This is a genomic window from Janthinobacterium sp. GW460-12-1-14-LB5 (assembly GCF_059423585.1).
This window is the reverse complement of the sequence record NZ_JBWKYD010000042.1, coordinates 1-21350: the sequence shown is the minus strand read 5'-3', so window position 1 is coordinate 21350 and position 21350 is coordinate 1. Positions and strand designations below refer to the sequence as shown.

Below are 21350 nucleotides of genomic sequence, written 5' to 3'. Positions count from 1 at the left end.
GATGCACCGCCTGAGCGCCCTCACCGATCTATTCAAGCATCTGTTGAAATGGCTGCTGCTGGCCTTTGTCGTGGCCGTGCTGGCGGGGTCGGCCTCGGCCGGCTTCCTGTACGCCCTCGACCGGGCGACCGCGACGCGCCTGGCGCACGCCTGGCTGATCTGGCTGCTGCCCGTGGCGGGCTTTGCCGTCGGCTGGCTGTATTTGCGCTACGGCAGCAGTGTCGAGGGCGGCGCCAACCTGCTCATCGATGAAATCCACGATCCCAAGAAAATCATTCCGCTGCGCATGGCGCCGCTGGTGCTGGGCGGCACCGTCATCTCGCATCTGTTCGGCGCTTCAGTCGGGCGCGAAGGCACGGCCGTGCAGATGGGCGGCGCGCTGGCCGACCAGCTCACGCGTATGTTTCGTTTGAACAATGAAGACCGCCGCATCATCCTGATGGCCGGCATCAGCGCCGGCTTTGCCTCCGTCTTCGGCACGCCGCTGGCAGGCGCCATCTTCGGCCTGGAAGTGCTGGCCATCGGCCGCCTGCGCTACGAGGCCATGCTGCCCTGCCTGGCTGCCGCCGTCATCGCCGACCAGGTGGTCCTGCTGCTGGGGCCGTTTTTGCACATTGGCCATACGCATTACGCCGTGCCCTTGATTCCCGCCCTCTCCGCCTGGACCTTATGCGCCATGGTGATCGCGGGCGTGCTGTTCGGCGTAACCGGCAAACTGTTTGCGCAAGCCACGCACGGCTTGAGCGGGTTGATGAAGCGCAAGATTGCCTACGCCCCCCTGCGCCCGCTGACAGGCGGCCTCGTCGTCGCGCTCGCCGTATGGCTGCTGGGCACCGACAAATATATCGGCCTGGGCATCCCCACCATCGTCGACGCGCTCAAGCAGCCGCTGCCCGCATACGATTTTCTGGGCAAGATGGCGTTCACCATCGTGTCGCTGGGCACGGGATTCAAGGGCGGCGAAGTGACGCCCCTGTTCTACATCGGCGCCACCCTGGGCAATGCACTGGGGCCTGTGCTGCACCAGCCCGTCGCCCTGCTGGCCGCCATCGGCTTCGTCGCCGTGTTTGCGGGAGCGGCCAACACGCCGATTGCCTCGACCCTGATGGCAATGGAACTGTTCGGCGCGGACATCGGCGTGTACGCGGCCATCGCCTGCGTCGTCGCCTACCTGTTTTCCGGCCACGCGGGCATTTACCGGGCGCAGCGGGGCGGCCACGCCAAACGCCATCCTGCCAAGGATCTCGACACATGACACAGAACATCTACGATAACGACGCCTTTTTCACGGCCTACAGCCAGCTGCCGCGCTCCGTCGGCGGCCTCGACAGCGCCCCCGAATGGCCGGCCCTGCGCGCCCTGCTGCCCGACCTGCAGGGAAAAAGCGTGCTCGACCTGGGCTGCGGCTATGGCTGGTTTTGCCGCTGGGCGGCAGAACAGGGCGCGGCGCGGGTGCTGGGCGTGGACGTGTCGGAAAAGATGCTGGCGCAGGCGAATGCCATGGGGACGCACGCGGCCGTCAGCTATGCGCGGCTTGATCTGGAACAACTGGCCTTGCCGCCCGCCAGCTATGATCTGATTTACAGCTCGCTCGCCTTGCACTACGTCGAAGGGTTCGACGCCTTGCTGGCCGCCATCCGCGAAGGCTTGAAGCCTGGCGGCAAGCTGGTGTTTTCCATCGAGCACCCGATCTTCATGGCGCCGCGCCAGCCCGGCTGGCTGACGGATGGGCAAGGCCGCAAGCGCTGGCCCGTCGACAGCTACCAGCAGCAAGGCCCGCGCGTGTCGGACTGGCTGGCGCCCGGCGTCATCAAGCAGCACCGCACCCTGGGCACGACCATCAATGCGCTGCTGCGCGCCGGTTTCCAGCTGGAACATGTGGAAGAATGGGGCCCCACTGACGAGCAGATCGCGCAGCAGCCGGCCCTGGTGGAAGAGCGCGAACGGCCGATGCTGCTGCTGGTGGGCTGCGGTCGGCGCTAGTCCCGGGTCCGCTCGAACAATTTGGCCGCCAGCTCTTCGATATCGGTGCGCATGGCCAGCGCTTCCAGCCACAGCGGCGGAATCGCCTGCGCGCCATAATACGCGCCGGCAAGCTGGCCGACGATGGCGCCGGTCGTATCCGCATCCTCGCCCAGGTTGACGGCGCGCAACACGGCCGCTTCCAGTGAATCGGTATGGAAGAAGCACCAGAGCGCCGCTTCCAGCGATTCCACGCAATAACCGGTGCCGCGTATCTGCTGCTCCGTCCTGGCGAGAAAACTGCCGCTGGCCAGCTCCACCAGCTTCGGTTCGGCAGGCCGGTATGCGATGCTGCCCAGCAGCTCTTCTTTTGCCGTGCCCGCCAGCGCGCTGCACAGCAAGGCGGCAAACAACTGGCAGCTTTCGACGGCTTCCGCTGCCGCGTGGGTGGTGCGCGAACTATCGGCGGCGCAGGCCAGGGCCGCGTCGGCATCGGGATAGGCAAACAGCACGACGGGGGCCAGGCGCATGAGCGAACCATTGCCCGCCGTGTCAGGCGCGCTGGAGCCGCTCCAGGGATTGCCCGTCTCCTGGAAGCTGGCCAGCGCGCTCCTTACCGTGCCACCGATATCGAAGCAGGTGCCGGTGGAGCTCAGGTAGCCCCAATGCCACCAGTTCAGATACCGTACCATCTGGTCCGCCGGATCGAATGCCCCTTTCGATATCAGGCTCTCGGCCAGGCATAGCGCCATCGAGGTATCGTCCGTCCATTGTCCCGGCTGCAGGCCGAACGGCCCGCCGCCCTGCATGCCCGTCACGGGCGCAAAGCTGCCGCGCGGAGAAAATTCCACGGTGGTGCCGACGGCATCGCCGCAGGCAAGTCCCAGCAAGGCGCCCATATAACGGTTGTGCAAGGTTGGCTTGTAAAAAGTTGACGTCAGCATGATTCCTCCTTGATTCCTAGCTGGCCACATTGCGCGTAAAGCGCACGGTGGACTCACCCGCATTCACATAGCTATACGCTTGCGCGCTGCTGAAGACGAAAAAGTCGCCCGTGGCCAGTTGCCTGGTTTCCGCCGCCAGCACGAGGTGCAGCGTTCCTTCCAGCACGTAGAGCATTTCGCTGAAGCCCGCCGGATCGGCCTCGGCATCGTAGCGCTCGCCCGGCGCCAGGATCCATGACCACAGTTCCACCTGGCGGCTGGCGGGCGCGGCGCCCAGCAGCACGGCCTGGCTCGCCTGCGATGCGCTTTGCCACATCAGCACGCGCAGGCTGTCGTGCGGTTGCCGCGGCGGCTGGACCAGGTCGACAAAAGCGACACCCAGCGCCGCCGCCACATGGTCGAGGTTGGCCAGGCTGATGTTGGTGCCGCCCGCCTCGACGCCATTGACCATGCGCCGGCTCAGGCCGGACCGGCGCGCCAGTTCCTCCTGGCTGAGGCCGGCAGCGAGGCGCAAGCGCCGCAGATTGGTGGCCAGGTGTGCCAGCACGCCACCGGCCTCGGCTTGACTACGCAATATATTGCTCCTATGATGATGGGAAATATTTTGCTCATAGCATAGCCTCCCATGAAAACACACGCAAGTCCCCCGCCCGCCCTCGGCCTGCCCGAACTGGCCCTGATCGCCATCACCTTCATCTGGGGCGGCACGTTTCTCGTCGTGCAGCATGCCGTGACGGTCAGCGGCCCGCTGGCCTTCGTTGCCGCCCGCTTTGCCGTAGCCGCCAGCATCGGCGCCCTGATTTGCCGGGGCCAGCTGCGCCAGTTGACGAAGGCCGAGTTGTTGACGGGCATGGCCATCGGCGTGAGCATCTTTGGCGGCTACGCGCTGCAAACCTATGGCTTGATGCATATCACGAGCAGCAAATCGGCCTTCATCACGGCGTTCTATGTGCCCATCGTGCCGCTGGTGCAATGGCTGGTGTTCAAGCAGCGGCCCCGCCCTGCCGTGTGGGCGGCCGTGGTGCTGGCGTTCGTGGGATTATTGTTGCTCACGGGCACGGATGGCTTGAGCATGGGCCTGGGCAAGAGCGAACTGATGACAGCCGTGGGCGCCATCGCGATCGCCCTGGAAATTATTCTGATCAGCCGCGTCTCGCCGCAATTGAACATCTTGCGCGTGACCATCGTGCAGCTGGCCACGGCGTCATTGATCGCCCTGCTGCTGATGCCCGTCATGGGCGAAGCGCCGCCGGTGCTCGGCAAGACCTTCATCCTCAGCGTGCTGGCCCTGGGCTGCGCCAGCGCGCTGATCCAGTATGTGATGAACTGGGCGCAAAAGCGCATTTCCGCCACGAAAGCCACGCTGATCTACGCGGGCGAGCCCGTGTGGGCCGGCGTGATCGGCCGCATCGCCGGCGAACGCCTGCCCGCGCTGGCCATCGTGGGGGGCATATTGATCATTTGCGCGGGCATCCTCAGCGAGTGGCGCCCCAGGCGTCTGCGCGCCGATGGCAAACCCATCGAGCAATAATTACGCCACGCCACGCCGCAGCGCCATATCCCCATGCAGCGCCAGCGGCACGGCCCTGGCCCAGCGGTTCGACGACAGCGAAAACGTCAGCGCGCGCACCTGGTGATACCAGCCGGCGGGCACGTACAGCATGTCGCCCGGCTCGACGAGGCATTCGATCATGGTCGCCTGGCTTGCCAGGGGGAAACGCTGGAAATCGGGCGCTTCCGGGTCGAACGGCGAACCGAACAGGATGGCATTCGCCTCGCTGGGATACAGGAAGGCATCGTGGTGCGGCGGCGACAGGAAGATGCGCTTGCGGCCCCACACTTGCGCGAAGATATTGTCGTCGTAATCGCAATGCAGGGGCGTCACCGTGCCGGCCGGCCCCACCCAGAAGCGCGGCGGACCCATCTTGTCGAAATACGTGGGCCAGTGGCACAGGCGGTTCAGCTCGCGCAATTCCAGGTTGCCCAGGTACGGCGGCAGCGCGTACTCGCCCTCTGCCACCAGATCCAGGTATTGCCCCATCGACATGTCCTGCATGGCGCGGTCGGCCGCGAACGCCGTGTTGATGTAGTCGCCCACCCGCGCCCGCACGGGCACGTGGCTGAACTGCTCGCGCAAGACCTCTGGCCCCAATGCCGACAAGGGCCAGCGCTGCACCAGCCCGCGCATCAGGAAGGGCAAGCCCAGCGCGGCGCGCGCGCGGAAGGCGGCGGCGCCAAGCATGCCCAGGCGCGGCACCTCGGTGATGGCGGGCAAGCCGCGCGCCGCCCGCTTGATGGCCTCGCGCATGGCATCGATGGAGGTGACGCCGCGCACCTGCGCATCCTTATCTTCGCGCGCTTGCTTATGCGCAAGAGCTGTCGCGGCAGAACTGAATTCGGCAGGCGGGCGCGGCGGCAGCGCGCGCGGCGCCGTGGATGGCGGCATTTGCCCGGGAGCCGATGAATTTTTCTCTACTGACATAAACCTTCTTTGCTATCGATGCCTTGCGCGGCAGCGGCCAGGCGTGCGCTATTTTAAGCGAATGCGACCCGGCCGGTGCCGGCCAGCGCCAGCAGGACGGGAGCGATGCCGGCCACGGGCAGGCGCCAGTCCACGTCCACATGGGCCAGCGCGCTTTGCGGCATCGATGGCGCTTGCGCCTCCCGTGGCTCCTGCACCAGCGCCTTGCCGCCGCAAGCCTTGATCGCCCGCAAACCGGCCGTGCCATCATCGAGGTAGCCGCTGAGGATCACGCCCGCCACCTTCGGCCCGAAAACGGCGGCCGCGCTGCGAAACAGCGGGTCGATGGCGGGACGCGTGTGATGTTCCCTGGGACCAAGGGTCAGCTCGACCGTCGCCTGGCCCGCCGCGATGGCGACCAGCATATGCCGGTCCGGCGGCGCCAGCAGGATGCAGCCGGCGCGCACGGCTTCGCCCGTTGCGGCAAAGCGCACGGGCAAGGCCGATACTTTATCGAGAATGTCGGGCAGCACGCTCTTGCGCGCCCCCACGTGCATAACGGCCAGAATGGCCGCAGGAAAACTCGCCGGCAAGGCCGCGAAGATGGTGGACAGCGCAGCCACGCCGCCCACGGAAGCCCCCATGACGATCAGCGTTTCCATGCCAGGCCCTTACGCCCAAGTCCAGCATGGATTCTGCGGCGCCTTGCATCATGATTCCGTGCGCCGTTTAACCCAAGGCAGCACGACGCATCGACGCCTGGCAAAAGCGTCGCGAGCGGAAGGGAGAGGCGGCCGAGAAGCGCAACCGCACTGCAGTGCGGTGAGCATCGCAAGCCTCCTATACCGACGCGCAGCAGCTTAGGCCAGGCGTCCTCAGACAGGCGTTTTGAAGATGGGGTCGACGATAAACTGCTGCGCCTTGATGCGCAGGGTGCGCTCTTCGTCCAGCTCGGCGCGCGTTTCGCCCAGCTCTTCGCGTTCCGCTTCCAGTTCCAGGCGCGCGGCGGCCAGTTCCGTTTCCACGCGCGTCAGGCTTTCCAGCTTCAGCTGGGCCTGGATCAGTTCCGCGCGCGCCGCTTCGGCGGCCTCTTCCAGGCGTGGGATGCCTTCGAGCTTGAATTGCGCCTTGGCCAGATCCATGCGTGCCTGCTCGGCCGCCTCTTCCAGGCGCGGCAAGCCTTCCAGGCGCAGCTGCGCCTTGGCCAGGTCCGTTCTAGCCTGGTTCGCCACTTGCCGCTCGCGTTCGAGTTCCTCGCGCAAGGTTTCCAGCTCGCCCGCCTGCAGGTCGAGCAGCTCTTGCTGGCGCTCGTTTTCGCTGGCCAGGTCCATCAATTCCTGTTGATTGTCGTTCATCTCGGCTTCATGCGCGCTGTGGCTGGCGCTTAATTCCTGTCCTACATAATCGAGGATGGCTTGCTGCAGCACGGGCGACAGCTCGGCGGCCGCAGCGATCTGGCGCTGCGCGCCCGCCTTGCGGCGCTGCAAGAGCTTGCTGATGGTGCCCAGGCAAGCCCCGTTACCCAGCCGTTCGCGCAAGGCGCGCACCGTGATGGCCTGGCCTTCGCCGGCCATCGCTTCCATTGCCGCATTGATCTGTTCCGCGCTTACTTTTGCCATGTCGTCTGCTCTTGAATGTTGCCCAGGGTAATCTTGCCCAGGGGCATTATCTTATGCCAGCGGCGGCAAAGCGTAAAGTATTTCTCAATAGTAATTGCAATTGCACAACGGAAGCGCGAGAAAACATGCGGCCTGGCGTGTTTTACTCTTCCAGCAAGCCGTTTTCCGTGAGCATATCCTGTACCAGTTCCAGGCGCAGCACGGGATTGTCCTGGCTCAGCAGCAATTGCTTTTGCATGGCGCTCAGCGACAGCAGCTCGCACCAGCGGTTCGCCACCCAGCCGCACTCGTCGAGGCGGTATGGGGGCTGCAGGGGCATTTGCTCGGGCGGAATCTTTTGTTCCTGCAAGGTGCGGATCAGGGCACCGAGCGCGTCGGCCACGTTCTGCTGCTCCTGGGGGATGGGAATGGCCTTGTCGGGCGGCAAGGTTTCAATTTGCGCCATCCACAAGCCATTTTTCAGCTGTTCGCTGGAGACGATGTGGAAGCGCTGCATGCCCATGCATTTGATTTGCAGCAAGCCCGACAGGGGCGCAGCCCAGTCGATGATGCGCGCCAGGGTGCCCACGGGCGCCAGGGTTTCCAGCTGGCCCGGCTTGCGCACTTCGGCGCCGTCCAGCAACTGCACCACGCCGAACGGCTGCTCGCCCATGATGCACTGACGTATCATGTCCAGGTAGCGCACCTCGAAGATCTGCAGGGGCAGATAGCCATCGGGATACAGCACCGTATTGAGCGGGAACAAAGGTATCGAGGTCATGGCGCATGATGGCACGAATGCGATATCCGTGCTGCGCGCCTTGTGCGTCCTTTACTTATAAAAACGGCGCTTTTTCGCCCGCTCCGCCGCCTTCGGCGCCAGCACTTTCACTGGTTTTTTCTGGATGGTGCCGCCGGCGGACGTGCCCGGCACGCGGTGTTCGGCCTCGAAACCGGGCTCCTCGTTGCGTTTCAGGGTTTGCCGCGTCAGCGCTTCCACGGCCGACAGCAATTCGACTTCATCGGCGCAGACGAGGGAAATGGCCTCGCCCGAGGCGCCCGCGCGGCCCGTGCGGCCGATGCGGTGGATATAGTCTTCGGCGACCGTCGGCAAGTCGAAATTGACGACGACGGGCAATTGATCGATATCCAGGCCGCGTGCCGCCACGTCGGTAGCCACCAGCACTTGCACCTCGGCAGATTTGAAGCGGGCCAGCGCGCGCAAGCGGTTCGGCTGGGTCTTGTCGCCGTGGATGGAATCGGCGCGCACGCCCTGCTCCAGCAAGGTATTCACCAGCAGCTCGACGCCCTTGCGCGTCTTGACGAAGACCAATACCTGGCCCCAGCGCTTTTTCTTCAGCAGGTGCAGGAACAGTTCCGGCTTGCGTTTCTTGTCGCACACGATCACCGACTGTTTCACGGCTTTCACCGTGCTGTTGCGCGCGCTGACCTCCACCGAGACAGGGTCTTTCAGCATGGTTTTCGCCATGGCGCGGATGGCGTCCGAGAAGGTGGCCGAGAACAGCAGGGTCTGGCGCTGCTTGGGCATGCTCATCAGAAGCAAGTCGAGCTCGCGCTCGAAACCGAGGTCCAGCATGCGGTCCGCCTCGTCCAGCACCAGCGTCTGCACTTGCTCGAACTTGACGGCGCCTTGCGTCTGCAAGTCCAGCAAGCGGCCCGGCGTGGCCACCAGCACGTCGAGGCCCTTGCGCAGCTTGCTGATCTGCGGCTCGATGGGCACGCCGCCATAGGCGACGAAGCTGCGCAGCGGCAAGTTACCGCCATAGCTGCGGAAGCTGGCATAGACTTGCTCGGCCAGTTCGCGCGTGGGCACCAGCACCAGCACGCGCACGCACTGGGGCGCCACCACGCCTTCCAGGGTCAGGCGCTGCAGCAGCGGCACGGCAAAGCCGGCCGTCTTGCCCGTGCCCGTCTGGGCGGCGGCCATCAGGTCGCGCCCGGCCAGCACGGCAGGAATCGATTGCGCCTGCACGGGGGTCGGCTTGGCATAGCCGAGCTCATCGAGTTTGCGGACCAGGGGATCGATCAGGCCGAGGGAGGAAAACGTCATGGGGAAAGCAATCTTGGCAAAGTAAAAGGCGGCGCGCACGGGCCGGCCGCGCGCGCAATTGCCGAGATTATAGGCCAGCGGGGATGCCGGCCGGGGTTTCACCGCGAAAACAGCACGATCAGAACTTCATTTCCAGGGTCGCGCGCGCCTGCGGCGAGCTCGGCGAAATGCTGTTGCGCGCGATGGTGCCGCTGGCGTCCGCATACGTGGTGGTGTTTTCGAAGTCTTGCGCCAGCAAGTTGGACACGGCCAGGCGCAGCTGGTTCTTCGCATCGAATTTCCACAGCGCATAAATGTCGAGGTCGCGCCGCGGCGACGTGTAGGCGCTCTGGCGCTCGGTGATGCGCACGGGGCCGCCATTGCGGAAATTGAAGCTGCCGCCCGTGGTCAAGACGCCGTCCGGCGTCTTGTAGTCGAGACCGAAATTGCCGCTGACGGGCGTTTGCTGGTCGAGCCGGTTGTTTGGCCCCGGCACCTGCTCCACTTGCGACCAGTTGCGGCTGACGCTGGCGCGCAGGTCGATGGCCGGCACGGGCGCGGCCAGCACGGCGCGCAGCGGGAACTTCGCTTCCAGTTCCAGTGTCTGCGTATTCGCGCGGCCATCGTTGACGGGCGTCGATACCCAGCGGTCATTGATAAACAGCAAGCCCTGGCGCGTATAGCCGTCGATGCGGCGGGCCGAGGCGCGCGCGCTGAGCAAGGCGCCTTCGGCCCAGTAATGCTCGTAGGAAGCGTCGATACCGAGCGCCAGCTCCGGTTTCAGGTAGGGATTGCCTTCGCGGTCGGGGTCGGTCTGGCTGTTGTTGGTCGAGGTATTGCGGCGGGGAATCAGGCTCGACGTGGGTTGCGCCTTGTAGGTGCGCGTCAGGGCCAGGCGCACCTGGTCGCCCTTGGTATCTGGCAACTTCCACAAGGTTTGCAGCAGCGGGCTCCACACGCTGGTGCGCTGATTCACTTCGTCATAGGTATCGCCCGCGCTGCGCGTATCGATGCCTTCCCAGCGCACGCCCGCATACATCGACCAGCGCGGCGTGATTTCCCAGTCGTCCTGCACGAACAGGGCCAGGCGCTGGATGGTGGCGTCGAAACCCTCGTCGCTGTTGACGAGCGGACGCACGCCCAGGGCCGCTTCGCGCTGGCGGCGCGTTTCCTCGCGCTCCGTGTAGGCGCCATTCCAGCCCATCGACAGGGCATGGCCGGGCAGCAAGGGCGCGGAATACTTGCCGGTGGAACTGACGCCGTTTTCCGTCGCCTTCACGCCCACCTTTCGCTCGAGCGCCAGGCCGCTGCCATCGATAAAGCCCTGCTGCAGGCTGTCGGACGTATTGCGGGCGGCCGAGGCGCCGATCTTCAGTTCCAGTTTGGCGCCGCCGGCCAGCTTGTGCATCCACGTCAGGTCGCTGCGGCCAAAGGCGTTGTGGTTGCTGGAACTGCCCGTATTCGTGTCGTAATCGGGGCGCAAGCCCAATTCTGTTTCCGCGCGGCTGAAATTGCGGTGGTTCGAGCGCCCGCCATTGAAAAAGAATTGCGCCGTCACGTTATCGCCGTTGGCCAGCACCCAGTTCAGGCGCGGCGACAGATTAATGCCTTCCGGACGGCCATCGCCCGTGCCATTCGTGCGGCGTAGCAGGTTTTGCCGGCCGTCAGGCGCGTAGCCCAGTTCCAGTCCGGGATTATCGTAATGATAATCGTAGCGGAACAGCGAAGCGGCCAGCGAATACGAGAAATTGCCGTCGCGGTCGGACAGTTGCAGGTTCACGCTGGGCGAAAAACTCACGTCGCTGCCCTGCACGCCCAGCTTGAGTTCGCGCTGCGCCGTTTTGACGGCCTTTTTCAGCACCACGTTGATGGTGCCGGCAATCGACTGCGTGCTGTATTCGGCGCTGGCCGCGTGCAAAATCTCGATGCGCTCGATGACGTCGGGCGACAGGGTGTCGAGCGAAAAACCGGCCGGCGCCCGCTCGCCATTGAGCAATATCTGCGTGTAGCCGCTGCCCAGCCCGCGCATGCGGATTTCGCCGCCCGTGCGCCCGGCCGCGCCGGACACGGTAATGCCGGGCAGGCGCTTGAGCACGTCGGTGACATTGCTGTCGCCATACTTGAGGATTTCTTCGCTGCTCACGACCATCTTGCTGGCCGTATCGTCGCGGCGCGGATCGTAGCCGCTGCCCTTGACCTCCACGGTTTGCATGGCGGGCGCGGCGGGCTTTTCAGCCTTCAGCGGCGCGCCGGCAGGGTCGGTGGCGGCGGGCGTTTCGGATTGCTGGGCCTGGGCATTCCAGGCAAACAGGACAGCTGAACAAACAACGGTAAGGCGGAGGCAACGGCGTGGCATCATGACCTGGCTGAAAAAAGTTGGCTGAATAAAAATGGCTAAATGCTAAAAAACAGGCCGCTGTATTGTGCTGTAATTTTTTCCGAGTGGCACAGTTTCCTGAAAATATTTCCTATGGCAAATTAAATTCGGTGGCAGACTGCGATACGCACCCTTGCATACGGCGCATATCATTGCGCGCCACATCGCCGCTATAATGCGTTTTCGCCATTATTCCGATCACCCCGTCAAAGGCTTCCCATCGTGTCTGACCGTCTTGCCGTTTTGCCTCAATATCTGCTGCCCAAGGGGGCGTTGACCAACTTTGCCGGACGCATCGCCGGTGCCAAGGGCGGCGCCATGACGACGCGTTTGATCCGCTGGTTCGTCGGCCGCTACAACGTCAACATGAATGAGGCGCTGGACCCGGACATCACGCACTACGCCAGCTTCAACGACTTTTTCACGCGCGCGCTGCGCCCCGACGCGCGGCCGCTGGCCAAGGCCGACTACGTCTGCCCCGTCGATGGCCGGATCAGCCAGTTCGGCGCGATCGACAAGGACCAGATCTTCCAGGCCAAGGGCCACAACTTCAGCACCACGGCCCTGGTGGGCGGCGATGCAGCCCTGGCGGCGCAGTTCGAACACGGCAGCTTCGCCAACCTGTACCTGAGCCCGCGCGACTACCACCGCATCCACATGCCCTGCGACGGCCGCTTGACGCGCATGATTTATGTGCCCGGTGAATTGTTCTCCGTCAACCCGACGACGGCGCGCGGCATTCCCGGCCTGTTCGCCCGCAACGAGCGCGTCGTCTGCGTGTTCGACACGGCCAACGGCCCCTTCGTCATGACCCTGGTGGGCGCCACCATCGTCGGCAGCATGGCCACCGTCTGGCACGGCGTCGTCAACCCGCCCCGCACGGGCGAGATCCGCGACTGGAGCTATGCCAACGACAATGTGGTGCTGAAACAGGGCGAAGAGCTGGGCCGCTTCCTGCTCGGTTCCACCGTCGTGATGCTGTTCCCGAAAGACACCGTGCAATTCAATGCCAACTGGCAACCGGCCGGCCCCGTGCAGCTGGGCGAAGTCATGGGCAACGTGCCCAGCTAAGCCAGCGGGATGCGCGCCTACACGGGCGCGTCCGTCTGATACATTTCCTCCATCAAATCCAGAAATGCCCGCGTCTTGGCCGGCATCAAGCGCCGGCCGGGAAACACGGCCCAGCCCGTGACCAGCGGGAAACTCCACTCCGGCAGCACGCGCACCAGTTCCCCCGTCGCCACATAGGCCTTGGCGAAGCGGTCCGTGCTGGCCGCGATGCCCACGCCCGTGCAGGCCATGCGCACCAGCAATTCCGGCGAGTTCGCCAGCAGGCGCACGGGCAGATCGCGCTCCCAGGTCGTCTTGCCGCGGATCAAAGTCCAGTGCACGAGGCCATGCACGGCCCGTGGCAGGCTGAGCAGATCGTGGCCATACAGATCGTCGGGATGCTCGGGCAAGCCGTGCACGCTCGTGTATTGCGGCGAGGCATACAGCGCCAGCGTGCTGAAGGCCACGCGGCGCGCGGCCAGGCTGGCGTCGTCGGGCAAGTTGCCCATGCGGATGGCCAGGTCAAAATTTTCTTCCAATAAATCCACCCTGCGCGCCGACAAGTCCAGCTCCAGCGAAATGGCCGGATAGCGGCGCACGAATTCGGCCAGCACCTGGCGCATCAGCGCGTCGCCAAAGTCCGCCGGCATGGAAATGCGCAGCAAGCCGCTGGGCCCGGCCTGCCGGTGCTGGGCCAGCGCGCCAGCCGCCTCCGTTTCCTCGACCACCTTGCGCGCGTGTTCGAGCAGGCTGGCGCCAAACTCCGTCAGCGCCAGCTTGCGCGTGGTGCGCAGCAGCAGCCGCTCGCCCAGCTTCGCTTCCAGCTGCGAGATGCGGCGCGACAGGGTCGACTTGGGCAAGTCCACGCGCACGGCGGCGCGCGAGAAACTGCCGCACTCGACGACGCGGGCGAACAGCAGCAAATCTCCGGGATCGATATCCATATATTTACCTGTAAACTCAATTGTTCCATGAGTGGATTAATGTTATCCATTTTAACGGCTTCCGCATCAATTTTGGAATTGCTATAGTTCATCCATCGCAAGACACCTCACAACGGAGAAAACAAGATGAACATCCTGCAAATCAATTCCAGCGCCCGCAGCACCGGTTCCGCCTCGACCCGCCTGGCTGACGCCATCGTTGCCCGCGTGCAAGCCGCCAACCCTGGCGCCACCGTGGCGCGCCGCGACCTGGCTGCCCAGCCGCACCCCGTGCTCGACGAGCCGACCCTGCAAGCGCTGTTCACGCCAGCCGACAAACGCACGCCGGAACAGGCGGCCCGCATCGCCCTCGACGACGCGCTGATTGCGCAAGTGCAAGCAGCGGACGTGATCGTCATCGGCGCGCCCATGTACAACTTCGGCATCACCGTGCAGCTGAAAAGCTGGTTCGACGCGATTGCCCGCGCCAACGTCACCTTCAAGTACACGGAAAACGGTCCCGTGGGCCTGCTGACCGGCAAGAAAGTCTACGTGGGCCTGTCCCGCGGCGGCTTGCACCGAGACAGCGCCAACGACAGCCAGGTGCCTTACCTGAACACCATGTTCGGCTTCCTGGGCATGACCGACGTGCAATACGTGTATTCGGAAGGCATGGGCATGGGTCCGGAAGCCGTGGCCAAGGCGCAGGCGCAAGCGGACGCCGAGATCAACGCGATCCTGGTGTAATTCCCAGCAGTGAATGGGGCGGCGCACTGGCGCCGTCCCGGCCTAGAGGAGAAAGCAATGAGCGACATCACCACCGTCACGAAACCACGCGCCGTCGAGCGCGTAATCGCCGGCCAGGCCGTCATGGATGGCGCCGGCGTGAAGATCAACCGCGTGCTGACGCAGCAGTTGCAGCGCCGTCTCGACCCGTTCTTGATGCTCGACAACTTTGCCAGCGACAAGCCGAACGACTATATCGCCGGTTTCCCCGAGCATCCGCACCGGGGTTTCGAGACGGTGTCGTACATGATCACGGGGCGCATGCGCCACAAGGACAGCGCGGGCCACGAAGGCTTGCTGACCTCGGGCGGCGTGCAATGGATGACGGCCGGCAGCGGCGTGATCCACTCGGAAATGCCGGAGCAGGAAGAAGGCGTGATGGAAGGTTTTCAGCTGTGGCTGAACTTGCCCGCGCGCGACAAGATGCGCACGCCGTGGTACCGCGATTTCACGAGCGAAGAAATTCCCCGCTACACGACGGACGCGGGCGTGGCCGTGCAAGTGATCGCCGGGGAAAGCCATGGCGTGGCGGGCGCCGTGCAGCGCGAGCTGACGGAACCGTTGTACCTCGATATCGACTTGCCGGCCGGCAGCAGCTTCGAGCAGCCCTTGCCGCCAGGCCATAACGCCTTCCTGTACACGTTCCGCGGCGAGGTGCAGGTCGATGGCAAGGCCGTGCCCGCCCTGCGCATGGCCATCTTCGCCAATACGCCAGGCAGCGACGGCGTGCGCATCGAAGCACCGGAAGGCGGCCGCGTGATCCTCGTCGCCGGCCAGCCCTTGAACGAGCCCATCGCGCAGTATGGCCCGTTTGTCATGAATACCCAGGCGGAAGTATTCCAGGCCGTACAGGATTTCCGCGAAGGCAAGTTTGGCGAGACTGCCGCGCAGTAACTGACGTGTATCAGGAAAAACCTGCAGCGCCTCCGGACCTGCAGGTTTTTTGTCGTGCCGCCTATGTTGTTGCTTTTCAATTACACTGACGGCAACCTCATTCCACAAAGCATTCCATGCAGCCGACGCACACCGATCACGACGCCACCCATTTGCACGCCCACCTGAAGGGCGACGCCAAGCACACCCACTCCTTCGAGGGGCGCAGCCAGAGCATCCTTGCGTGGGCGCTGGGGCTGACCCTGTCGTTTGCCGGCATCGAGGTGGCGGCCGGCTTCCTGTCCAATTCGCTGGCGCTGATTTCCGACGCGGGCCACATGGTCACGGACGCGGCCGCGCTGGGCCTGGCCCTGCTGGCGCAACTGATCGCGCGCCGCCCGCCCTCGCCGCGCCACTCGTTCGGCTTCGGCCGCGCCGAGGCGCTGGCCGCCTTCGTCAACGGCCTGGCCATGCTGTGCGTGGTGGGCTGGATCTGCTATGAAGCCGTGCTGCGTTTTTCCGCCCCGCAACCCGTCAAGGGCGGCATGGTCTTCATCGTCGCCTTCATCGGCCTGGCGATCAACGTGGTGGTGGCGTGGGTATTGTCCAAGGACAAGCAAAGCGTGAATACGCGCGCCGCCCTCGTGCACGTGATGGGCGATTTGCTCGGCTCCGTCGCCGCCATCGTCGCGGGCGCCGTGATTTACTTTACGGGCTGGATGCAGATCGACCCGCTGCTGTCCGTGCTGGTATCCCTGCTGATCCTGAAATCCACCTTCGGGGTCTTGAAGGAGTCTTACCACTTCCTGATGGAAGGCGTGCCCATGCACATCGACTACGTCCAGGTGGGCGCGGACGTGGAGCAAGTGGACGGCGTGATCGCCGTGCATGATCTGCATGTGTGGGACATGTCGCCGGGCCAGCCCGCCCTGATCGGCCACGTGGAAATCGAGCACCTCGACCATTGGCCAAAGGTATTGCGCGCGATCAAGAAGATGTTGCTGGCCAAGCATGGCATCGACCACATCACCCTGCAGCCGGAGACGGCGGCGATGGCGGGGCTGCATGCGAGCGACAAGACGCATTAACAACAGGTTCAACAAGCGTCACAACGCCTTGCATCAGGGTGACAAAACCCACTGATTGAACCCAACCGCAAATACTGGGGTCGGACGGGGACGCCGAGTCCCTCAGGGTACGACCCCGGCGTCTATCCTTGGGGTGCAAAGACTAGCTACGCCGTGCCTCCAGCACGCCACTCACATCCTTGATCACATTCAAGGCTTTTAACAACTGCGCCGTCGAGCTGATCTCGGCCGTAAACGTCATGCGGGCCTGGCCCTTGGCGCTTTGGGTATTGACGCCGATCACGTTGATTTTCTCTCGCGAAAAGATTTCGGAGATGTCGCGCAGCAAGCCCTGGCGGTCGCCAGCAAGAATAAAAATATCGACCGGATACACGGTGTCGTGCCCGCCCGTGCTGCCCCACTCGGTAAAAATCACGCGTTCGGGCGACTTGGCGCGCATTTCCTCGAAGTTTTTACACGTGGCGCGGTGGATCGAGACGCCCTTGCCGCGCGTGACGAAGCCGACGATGCTGTCCGGCGGCGCCGGCTTGCAGCACTTGGCCAGCACCGTCATCAAGCCCTCGGTACCGACCACCAGCACGCCGGACTTGGCGCCCTGTTCCACGCTGGAAGCGCGGCTTTTACCCACCAGCACGGCGTCTTCCGGCACCACCACTTCGCCATTGTCGTGCAGCGCCTGCTCCACGTGGCGCAGACTGAATTCATCCTTGCCGACAGACAAGAAAAGTTCGTCAACTTTCGCAAAGCCCAGCTTTTGTGCCAGCGCTTCGAGGTTGACGGCCGTCTTGCCTTCGCGCTGCAGCGACTTTTCCACCAGCGCGCGGCCGTGGGCCAGGGTTTCCTGCATGTCGATGGCGTGGAACCAGGCGCGGATTTTCGAGCGCGTGCGCGTGCTGACGGCGTAGCCGGCGCTGAGCCAGTCGCGCGACGGCCCGGCCGTGCCCGGTGCACCCTTGGCCGTGATGATTTCGCAGGTCTGGCCGTTCTTCAATTGCGTATTCAGGGGCACCATGATGCCGTCGACCTTGGCGCCGCGGCAGCGATGGCCCACGTCCGTGTGCAGGTGGTACGCAAAATCGACGGGCGTGGCGCCCACGGGCAATTCCAGCACGCGCGCCTGCGGCGTCATGACGAAGATGCGGTCGTCCAGGGTGGCGGATTTCAACTTTTCCACCCATTCGCGCTGGATTTCTTCCTGGCCCACGACGGCGTCGGCCACCTCCGTCTTCCAGGCCAGCAACTGGCGCAGCCAGGCGATCTTTTCGTCGTATTTCTGGCCGGCAAAGTTCGAGCCGCCCTCTTCCTTGTAGCGCCAGTGCGCAGCCACGCCGTATTCGGCAAAGCTGTGCATTTCGTTCGTGCGGATTTGCACTTCCAGCGGGCGGCCATCCTCGGCCGTCACCACCGTGTGCAGCGACTGGTAACCGTTCGGTTTCGGACGCGAAATGTAATCGTCGAATTCTTTCGGGATGGGGGTCCAGATATTGTGGACCACGCCCAGTACCGTGTAGCAAGTTTTCACGTCGGCAACGATGACGCGGAAGGCGCGCACGTCGTACAGAGCCGTAAAGTCCAGCTCCTTGCCGCGCATCTTGTTCCAGATGCTGTAAATGTGTTTCGGGCGGCCAAATACTTCCGCCTGGATACCGGCCGAAGCCAGTTCCGTCTGCAGGCGCAAAATCGCCGAGGACACGAAGCCCTCGCGCATCATGCGCTTTTCTTCCAGCATCTTGGCGATGCGTTTATACGCTTCCGGCTCGATGAAGCGGAATGACAAATCTTCCAGTTCCCACTTCAGCTGCCAGATACCGAGGCGGTTGGCCAGCGGCGCGTACAAATCCAGGGTTTCCTTGCCGTATTCGCGCGTCATTTCATTGAACAGTTTTAGTTCAGCAAAGTAACGCAAGGTCGTCACGCAGGCGGCCAGGCGCACCAGCACGACACGCATGTCGGACGCCATCGCCAGCAACATCTTGCGCAAGGTTTCCACCTGGGCCACGGCTTGCTGCGCCGCATTCTTGCCGCGACCTCCAGCGCCGCCGTGCTGCGCCTGGGTCAGCGCGCGCAAACGGATCAGCTGGCGCACGCCTGTCGCCAGGTCGCACACCTGCTTGCCGAAGCGCGGTTCGATGTCGGCCGCCGTGTCCGGTTCCAGCAAGGTCAGCTCGAACATCAGGCCGGCGATGCGCGTTTCCGCATCGCTGCGCAGGAACGCCAGGGTGGTGGCCACGCCGATGGCGAACTCCAGCGCGGAGCGGCCGGCAAAGGTCTGCTTGTCGCCATACGCCGCGGTGGCATACGCGAGCGCATCCAGCACGCGCGCGCTGTCCGGCGCACTCAAGCCCTCTACCAGTTGTTCCGAGGTGGCGCTATTCGGGGCCGAGATGGAAACCATGTGATACCTTATAAACTTAACAACTCAATAACTGAATAACTTAGCGTTCTGCAGCGATGATGACAATTTCCACCAGGCAAGCCGGATTGGCCAGTTTCGCTTCCACCGTGGCGCGCGGCGGCGTGTGGCCGGAGGCGACCCAGTCGTCCCACACTTCATTCATGCCGTCGAAATCCTTCATGTCGGCGATGTAGATCTGGCACGACAGGATGCAGGTCTTGTCGCTGCCCGCTTCCATCAGCAAACGGTCGACGTGGCCCAGCACTTCACGCGTCTGGCCGACGATGCCCTGGGTGGTGTCTTCCGCGATCTGGCCCGCCAGGTAGATGGTGTTGTTGTGTATCGCTATTTCGGAGAGGCGTTTGCCTACGTGCAATCGTGTAATTTCCATGCTTCTTCTTTCGGTTGTTTCAAAATCTGTACAGCGCTATTGCTTGTTGCATTCTTATTTGCCCAGCAAAAACTTGCGCGCGATGGCGATCTGGTCGTCGTGAACGAAAGTGGGCGCATGGCCCACGCCTTCGATTTCCACCAGTTCCGCCTTCGGCCCACGGCCCAGCATGATCTGCGCCGTCGCGTGCGACAGCAGATCGGATTCCGAGCCGCGCACCAGCAAGGTGGGGCAGCGCACGGCATCATACGCGGCCCACAGCATGGCTTCGTCGCTGGCCGCCGATTCCGGCGTTGCCGAGCGGAACGGCATGGCCAGTCCCATATCATAGTGGCGGCGCCAATGGCCATCCTTGTCTTGCCGCAACACATCCACCGCCAGTTTATGCCATTCCGCATCCGTGTGCGGGCCGAAGCTGGCGGACACGTCGCGCACAAATTTGGCGCCCTGCTCGAAGGTATCGAAACGCAAGTCCTGGCCAATGTAGTCGCCGATGCGCTGCAAGGCTTCCGGCGCCAGGGTCGGGCCGATATCGTTCAGGACCAGCTTGCTGATCGGGCTGTTGGGCAACGAAGCCAGGCCCAGGCCGATCAAGCCGCCCATCGAGGTGCCGAACCAGTCCACCGTCTGGCGCTCGCCATTGGCCAGCACGCGCGCCAGCAAGGTCACCATGTCGCTCACATATTGCGGCACGCGGTAAAACTGGGGGTTGGCCAGCCAGCCGGAGCGCCCGCGCCCCACCACGTCGGGGCAGATCACGCGGTAATCGCTGGCCATGGCGCGCGCCAGGTTGTCGAAGTCGTCCGCCACGCGCGTCACGCCATGGGCGCAGACGAGCACGTTCGGATTGTCGGGTGCGCCCCACTCCTTGTACGACATGGTGTGCAAGCCTGCAGGGGAGATGCACTGGACGGATTTGATGCTCGCTTCGATCATTCGATTTCCTTATTCGATATAAAAAGAGCACCGCTTTCTACCTGCCAAGGGATGTCCCGCGCGCGACGCTACGGCAGTGTAGCGCAGCGCGGGCAATGCTCCAAGCGCGCGGCTGAAATGCTGCGCCGCAGCATTGCGCTGGCACATTCGCCATGGCGCAATACCCGATATAGCGAAACTGCATATCTGCGGTTATCCACAATTGAGCCGGCCCGGCAATGGGCGGATGATCGCAGCATCAACCCGCAAGAGGAGACCGCTCGTGAAAAAACCATTCTATAAAATCCTGTACGTGCAGGTGCTGTTCGCCATCGTGGCTGGCGTGCTGCTGGGGGTGTTCTACCCATCGAACGCCGTCGACATGAAACCGCTGGGCGACGGCTTTATCAAACTGATCAAGATGATCATCGCCCCCGTGATCTTCTGTACCGTGGTCTCCGGCATCGCCGGCATGCAGGACGTCAAGAAGATCGGCCGCGTGGGCGGCAAGGCGCTGCTGTACTTTGAAGTGGTCTCCACCTTCGCGCTGGCCATCGGCTTGCTGGTTGCGAACATCCTGAAACCGGGCGCCGGCTTCAACGCCGATCCGGCCCACCTCGATGCCAAGTCGATCGCGCAATACACGCACGCCGAAGGCATGAGCACCGTCGACTTCGTGATGAACATCATCCCGAAGACCTTCGTCGATGCCTTCGCCAAGGGCGACATCCTGCAAGTGCTGCTGATCGCCATCCTGTTCGGCTTTTCGCTGTCCCTGCTGGGCGAGCGCGGCCGTCCGGTCACCAAGCTGATCGACGAGCTGTCGCATGCCATCTTCGGCATGGTCAACATCATCATGAAAGTCGCTCCGATCGGCGCGTTTGGCGCGATGGCCTTTACCATCGGTAAATACGGCCTGGCTTCCCTGATCCCGCTGGCCAAGCTGATGGGTTCGTTCTACCTGACCTGCTTCCTGTTCGTCTTCGTCGTGCTGGGCTTGATCGCCAAGTACACGGGCTTCTCCATCGGCCGCTTCTTGCTGTACATCAAGGAAGAACTGCTGATCGTGCTGGGCACGAGCTCGTCGGAATCGGCCCTGCCGGCCCTGATGAAGAAACTCGAGCGCCTGGGCTGCTCCAAGCCAGTCGTCGGCCTGGTCGTGCCGACCGGCTACTCGTTCAACCTGGACGGCACCAACATCTACATGACCATGGCCGCCCTGTTCGTGGCGCAAGCTACCAACACGGAACTGACGATCTGGCAAGAGCTCACCATCCTGGGCGTGGCGATGCTGACCTCGAAAGGCGCGTCCGGCATCACGGGCGCCGGCTTCATCACCCTGGCCGCCACCCTGGCCGTCGTGCCGACGATTCCCGTGGCAGGCATGGCGCTGATCCTGGGCATCGACCGCTTCATGAGCGAATGCCGCGCGCTGACCAACTTCGTCGGTAACGGCGTGGCCACCATCGTCGTGTCGAAATGGGAAAAGGAACTGGACATGGACAAGCTGCACAGCGAGCTGGCCCACCCAACCCAC

At 63.7% G+C, this 21350-nt stretch carries 20 protein-coding genes; 8 read left to right on the top strand and 12 right to left on the bottom strand.

Annotation, left to right across the window (positions count from 1 at the left end; all coding sequences use genetic code 11):
- The first annotated feature begins 1 nt into the window (after nucleotide 1).
- Together AC07X6_RS27660 and AC07X6_RS27655 are read left to right on the top strand one after the other, a co-directional pair.
- Nucleotides 2-1255: a voltage-gated chloride channel family protein gene (locus AC07X6_RS27660; RefSeq protein ID WP_494793088.1), complete on the top strand. Its 1254-nt coding sequence runs from the start codon at nucleotides 2-4 to the stop codon at nucleotides 1253-1255.
- Nucleotides 1252-1983 (top strand): class I SAM-dependent methyltransferase, encoded by a 732-nt coding sequence (locus tag AC07X6_RS27655; protein ID WP_494793087.1) that lies wholly within the window; start codon nucleotides 1252-1254, stop codon nucleotides 1981-1983. Before AC07X6_RS27660 ends, AC07X6_RS27655 begins: the two co-directional genes overlap by 4 nt.
- On the opposite strand, the gene AC07X6_RS27650 is transcribed toward AC07X6_RS27655, so the two are convergent.
- Together AC07X6_RS27650 and AC07X6_RS27645 are read right to left on the bottom strand one after the other, a co-directional pair.
- Nucleotides 1980-2906, bottom strand: coding sequence for an ADP-ribosylglycohydrolase family protein (locus tag AC07X6_RS27650; protein ID WP_494793086.1), 927 nt, complete (start codon nucleotides 2904-2906; stop codon nucleotides 1980-1982). The genes AC07X6_RS27655 and AC07X6_RS27650 overlap by 4 nt on opposite strands.
- Before the next feature lie 16 nt (nucleotides 2907-2922).
- Nucleotides 2923-3480: a helix-turn-helix domain-containing protein gene (locus AC07X6_RS27645; RefSeq protein WP_494793085.1), complete on the bottom strand. Its 558-nt coding sequence runs from the start codon at nucleotides 3478-3480 to the stop codon at nucleotides 2923-2925.
- A 51-nt stretch (nucleotides 3481-3531) separates the two neighbouring features.
- Here AC07X6_RS27645 and AC07X6_RS27640 point away from each other — a divergent pair, with 51 nt between their 5' ends.
- Complete coding sequence (locus tag AC07X6_RS27640) at nucleotides 3532-4437, top strand: DMT family transporter (RefSeq protein WP_494793084.1); 906 nt, start codon at nucleotides 3532-3534, stop codon at nucleotides 4435-4437.
- Here AC07X6_RS27640 and AC07X6_RS27635 read toward each other — a convergent pair whose 3' ends face one another.
- From AC07X6_RS27635 to AC07X6_RS27610, 6 genes are all read right to left on the bottom strand, one after another.
- A complete protein-coding gene (locus AC07X6_RS27635; RefSeq protein WP_494793083.1) occupies nucleotides 4438-5388 on the bottom strand; it encodes a cupin-like domain-containing protein in 951 nt (316 codons plus the stop codon). It abuts the gene before it with no gap.
- A 53-nt stretch (nucleotides 5389-5441) separates the two neighbouring features.
- Nucleotides 5442-6029, bottom strand: a complete 588-nt coding sequence (locus AC07X6_RS27630) for a chemotaxis protein CheB (protein WP_494793082.1) — start codon at nucleotides 6027-6029, stop codon at nucleotides 5442-5444.
- Between the two features lie 213 nt (nucleotides 6030-6242).
- Nucleotides 6243-6986 (bottom strand): DNA-binding protein, encoded by a 744-nt coding sequence (locus AC07X6_RS27625; RefSeq protein ID WP_046684938.1) that lies wholly within the window; start codon nucleotides 6984-6986, stop codon nucleotides 6243-6245.
- Nucleotides 6987-7128: 142 nt separating this feature from the next.
- On the bottom strand, nucleotides 7129-7746 hold the full coding sequence (locus tag AC07X6_RS27620; RefSeq protein ID WP_230541930.1) for an LON peptidase substrate-binding domain-containing protein: 618 nt from the start codon (nucleotides 7744-7746) through the stop codon (nucleotides 7129-7131).
- A gap of 51 nt (nucleotides 7747-7797) precedes the next feature.
- Nucleotides 7798-9036: a DEAD/DEAH box helicase gene (locus AC07X6_RS27615; protein WP_494793081.1), complete on the bottom strand. Its 1239-nt coding sequence runs from the start codon at nucleotides 9034-9036 to the stop codon at nucleotides 7798-7800.
- A 118-nt stretch (nucleotides 9037-9154) separates the two neighbouring features.
- Nucleotides 9155-11227 carry a TonB-dependent receptor plug domain-containing protein gene (locus AC07X6_RS27610; protein ID WP_494793080.1) on the bottom strand — a complete coding sequence of 691 codons (2073 nt, stop codon included), beginning with the start codon at nucleotides 11225-11227 and terminating at the stop codon, nucleotides 9155-9157.
- A 387-nt stretch (nucleotides 11228-11614) separates the two neighbouring features.
- Between AC07X6_RS27610 and asd the strand changes: the two genes are divergently transcribed.
- The gene (gene asd / locus AC07X6_RS27605; protein WP_494793079.1) at nucleotides 11615-12463 is read left to right on the top strand and encodes an archaetidylserine decarboxylase; all 849 of its coding nucleotides are present in this window, start codon (nucleotides 11615-11617) and stop codon (nucleotides 12461-12463) included.
- Between the two features lie 17 nt (nucleotides 12464-12480).
- Here asd and AC07X6_RS27600 read toward each other — a convergent pair whose 3' ends face one another.
- Nucleotides 12481-13386, bottom strand: coding sequence for a LysR family transcriptional regulator (locus AC07X6_RS27600; RefSeq protein WP_326459983.1), 906 nt, complete (start codon nucleotides 13384-13386; stop codon nucleotides 12481-12483).
- A gap of 126 nt (nucleotides 13387-13512) precedes the next feature.
- On the opposite strand from AC07X6_RS27600, the gene AC07X6_RS27595 reads away from it, so the two are divergent.
- The 3 genes from AC07X6_RS27595 to AC07X6_RS27585 all read left to right on the top strand — a co-directional run bounded on the left by AC07X6_RS27595 (nucleotide 13513) and on the right by AC07X6_RS27585 (nucleotide 16112).
- Nucleotides 13513-14112 carry an FMN-dependent NADH-azoreductase gene (locus AC07X6_RS27595; protein WP_230541926.1) on the top strand — a complete coding sequence of 200 codons (600 nt, stop codon included), beginning with the start codon at nucleotides 13513-13515 and terminating at the stop codon, nucleotides 14110-14112.
- 57 nt (nucleotides 14113-14169) lie between these two features.
- Nucleotides 14170-15045: a pirin family protein gene (locus AC07X6_RS27590; RefSeq protein WP_494793078.1), complete on the top strand. Its 876-nt coding sequence runs from the start codon at nucleotides 14170-14172 to the stop codon at nucleotides 15043-15045.
- 116 nt (nucleotides 15046-15161) lie between these two features.
- Complete coding sequence (locus AC07X6_RS27585; protein WP_494793077.1) at nucleotides 15162-16112, top strand: cation diffusion facilitator family transporter; 951 nt, start codon at nucleotides 15162-15164, stop codon at nucleotides 16110-16112.
- 142 nt (nucleotides 16113-16254) lie between these two features.
- On the opposite strand, the gene AC07X6_RS27580 is transcribed toward AC07X6_RS27585, so the two are convergent.
- The 3 genes from AC07X6_RS27580 to AC07X6_RS27570 are packed head-to-tail and all read right to left on the bottom strand — an operon-like array spanning nucleotide 16255 to nucleotide 19834.
- Nucleotides 16255-18507 (bottom strand): RelA/SpoT family protein, encoded by a 2253-nt coding sequence (locus AC07X6_RS27580; protein WP_494793076.1) that lies wholly within the window; start codon nucleotides 18505-18507, stop codon nucleotides 16255-16257.
- Between the two features lie 40 nt (nucleotides 18508-18547).
- Nucleotides 18548-18898: a RidA family protein gene (locus AC07X6_RS27575; protein WP_494793075.1), complete on the bottom strand. Its 351-nt coding sequence runs from the start codon at nucleotides 18896-18898 to the stop codon at nucleotides 18548-18550.
- 54 nt (nucleotides 18899-18952) lie between these two features.
- Complete coding sequence (locus AC07X6_RS27570) at nucleotides 18953-19834, bottom strand: alpha/beta fold hydrolase (RefSeq protein ID WP_494793074.1); 882 nt, start codon at nucleotides 19832-19834, stop codon at nucleotides 18953-18955.
- Nucleotides 19835-20060: 226 nt separating this feature from the next.
- On the opposite strand from AC07X6_RS27570, the gene AC07X6_RS27565 reads away from it, so the two are divergent.
- Nucleotides 20061-21350, top strand: a 1290-nt coding sequence (locus tag AC07X6_RS27565; protein WP_494793073.1) for a dicarboxylate/amino acid:cation symporter, incomplete at its 3' end; no start/stop codon positions are given.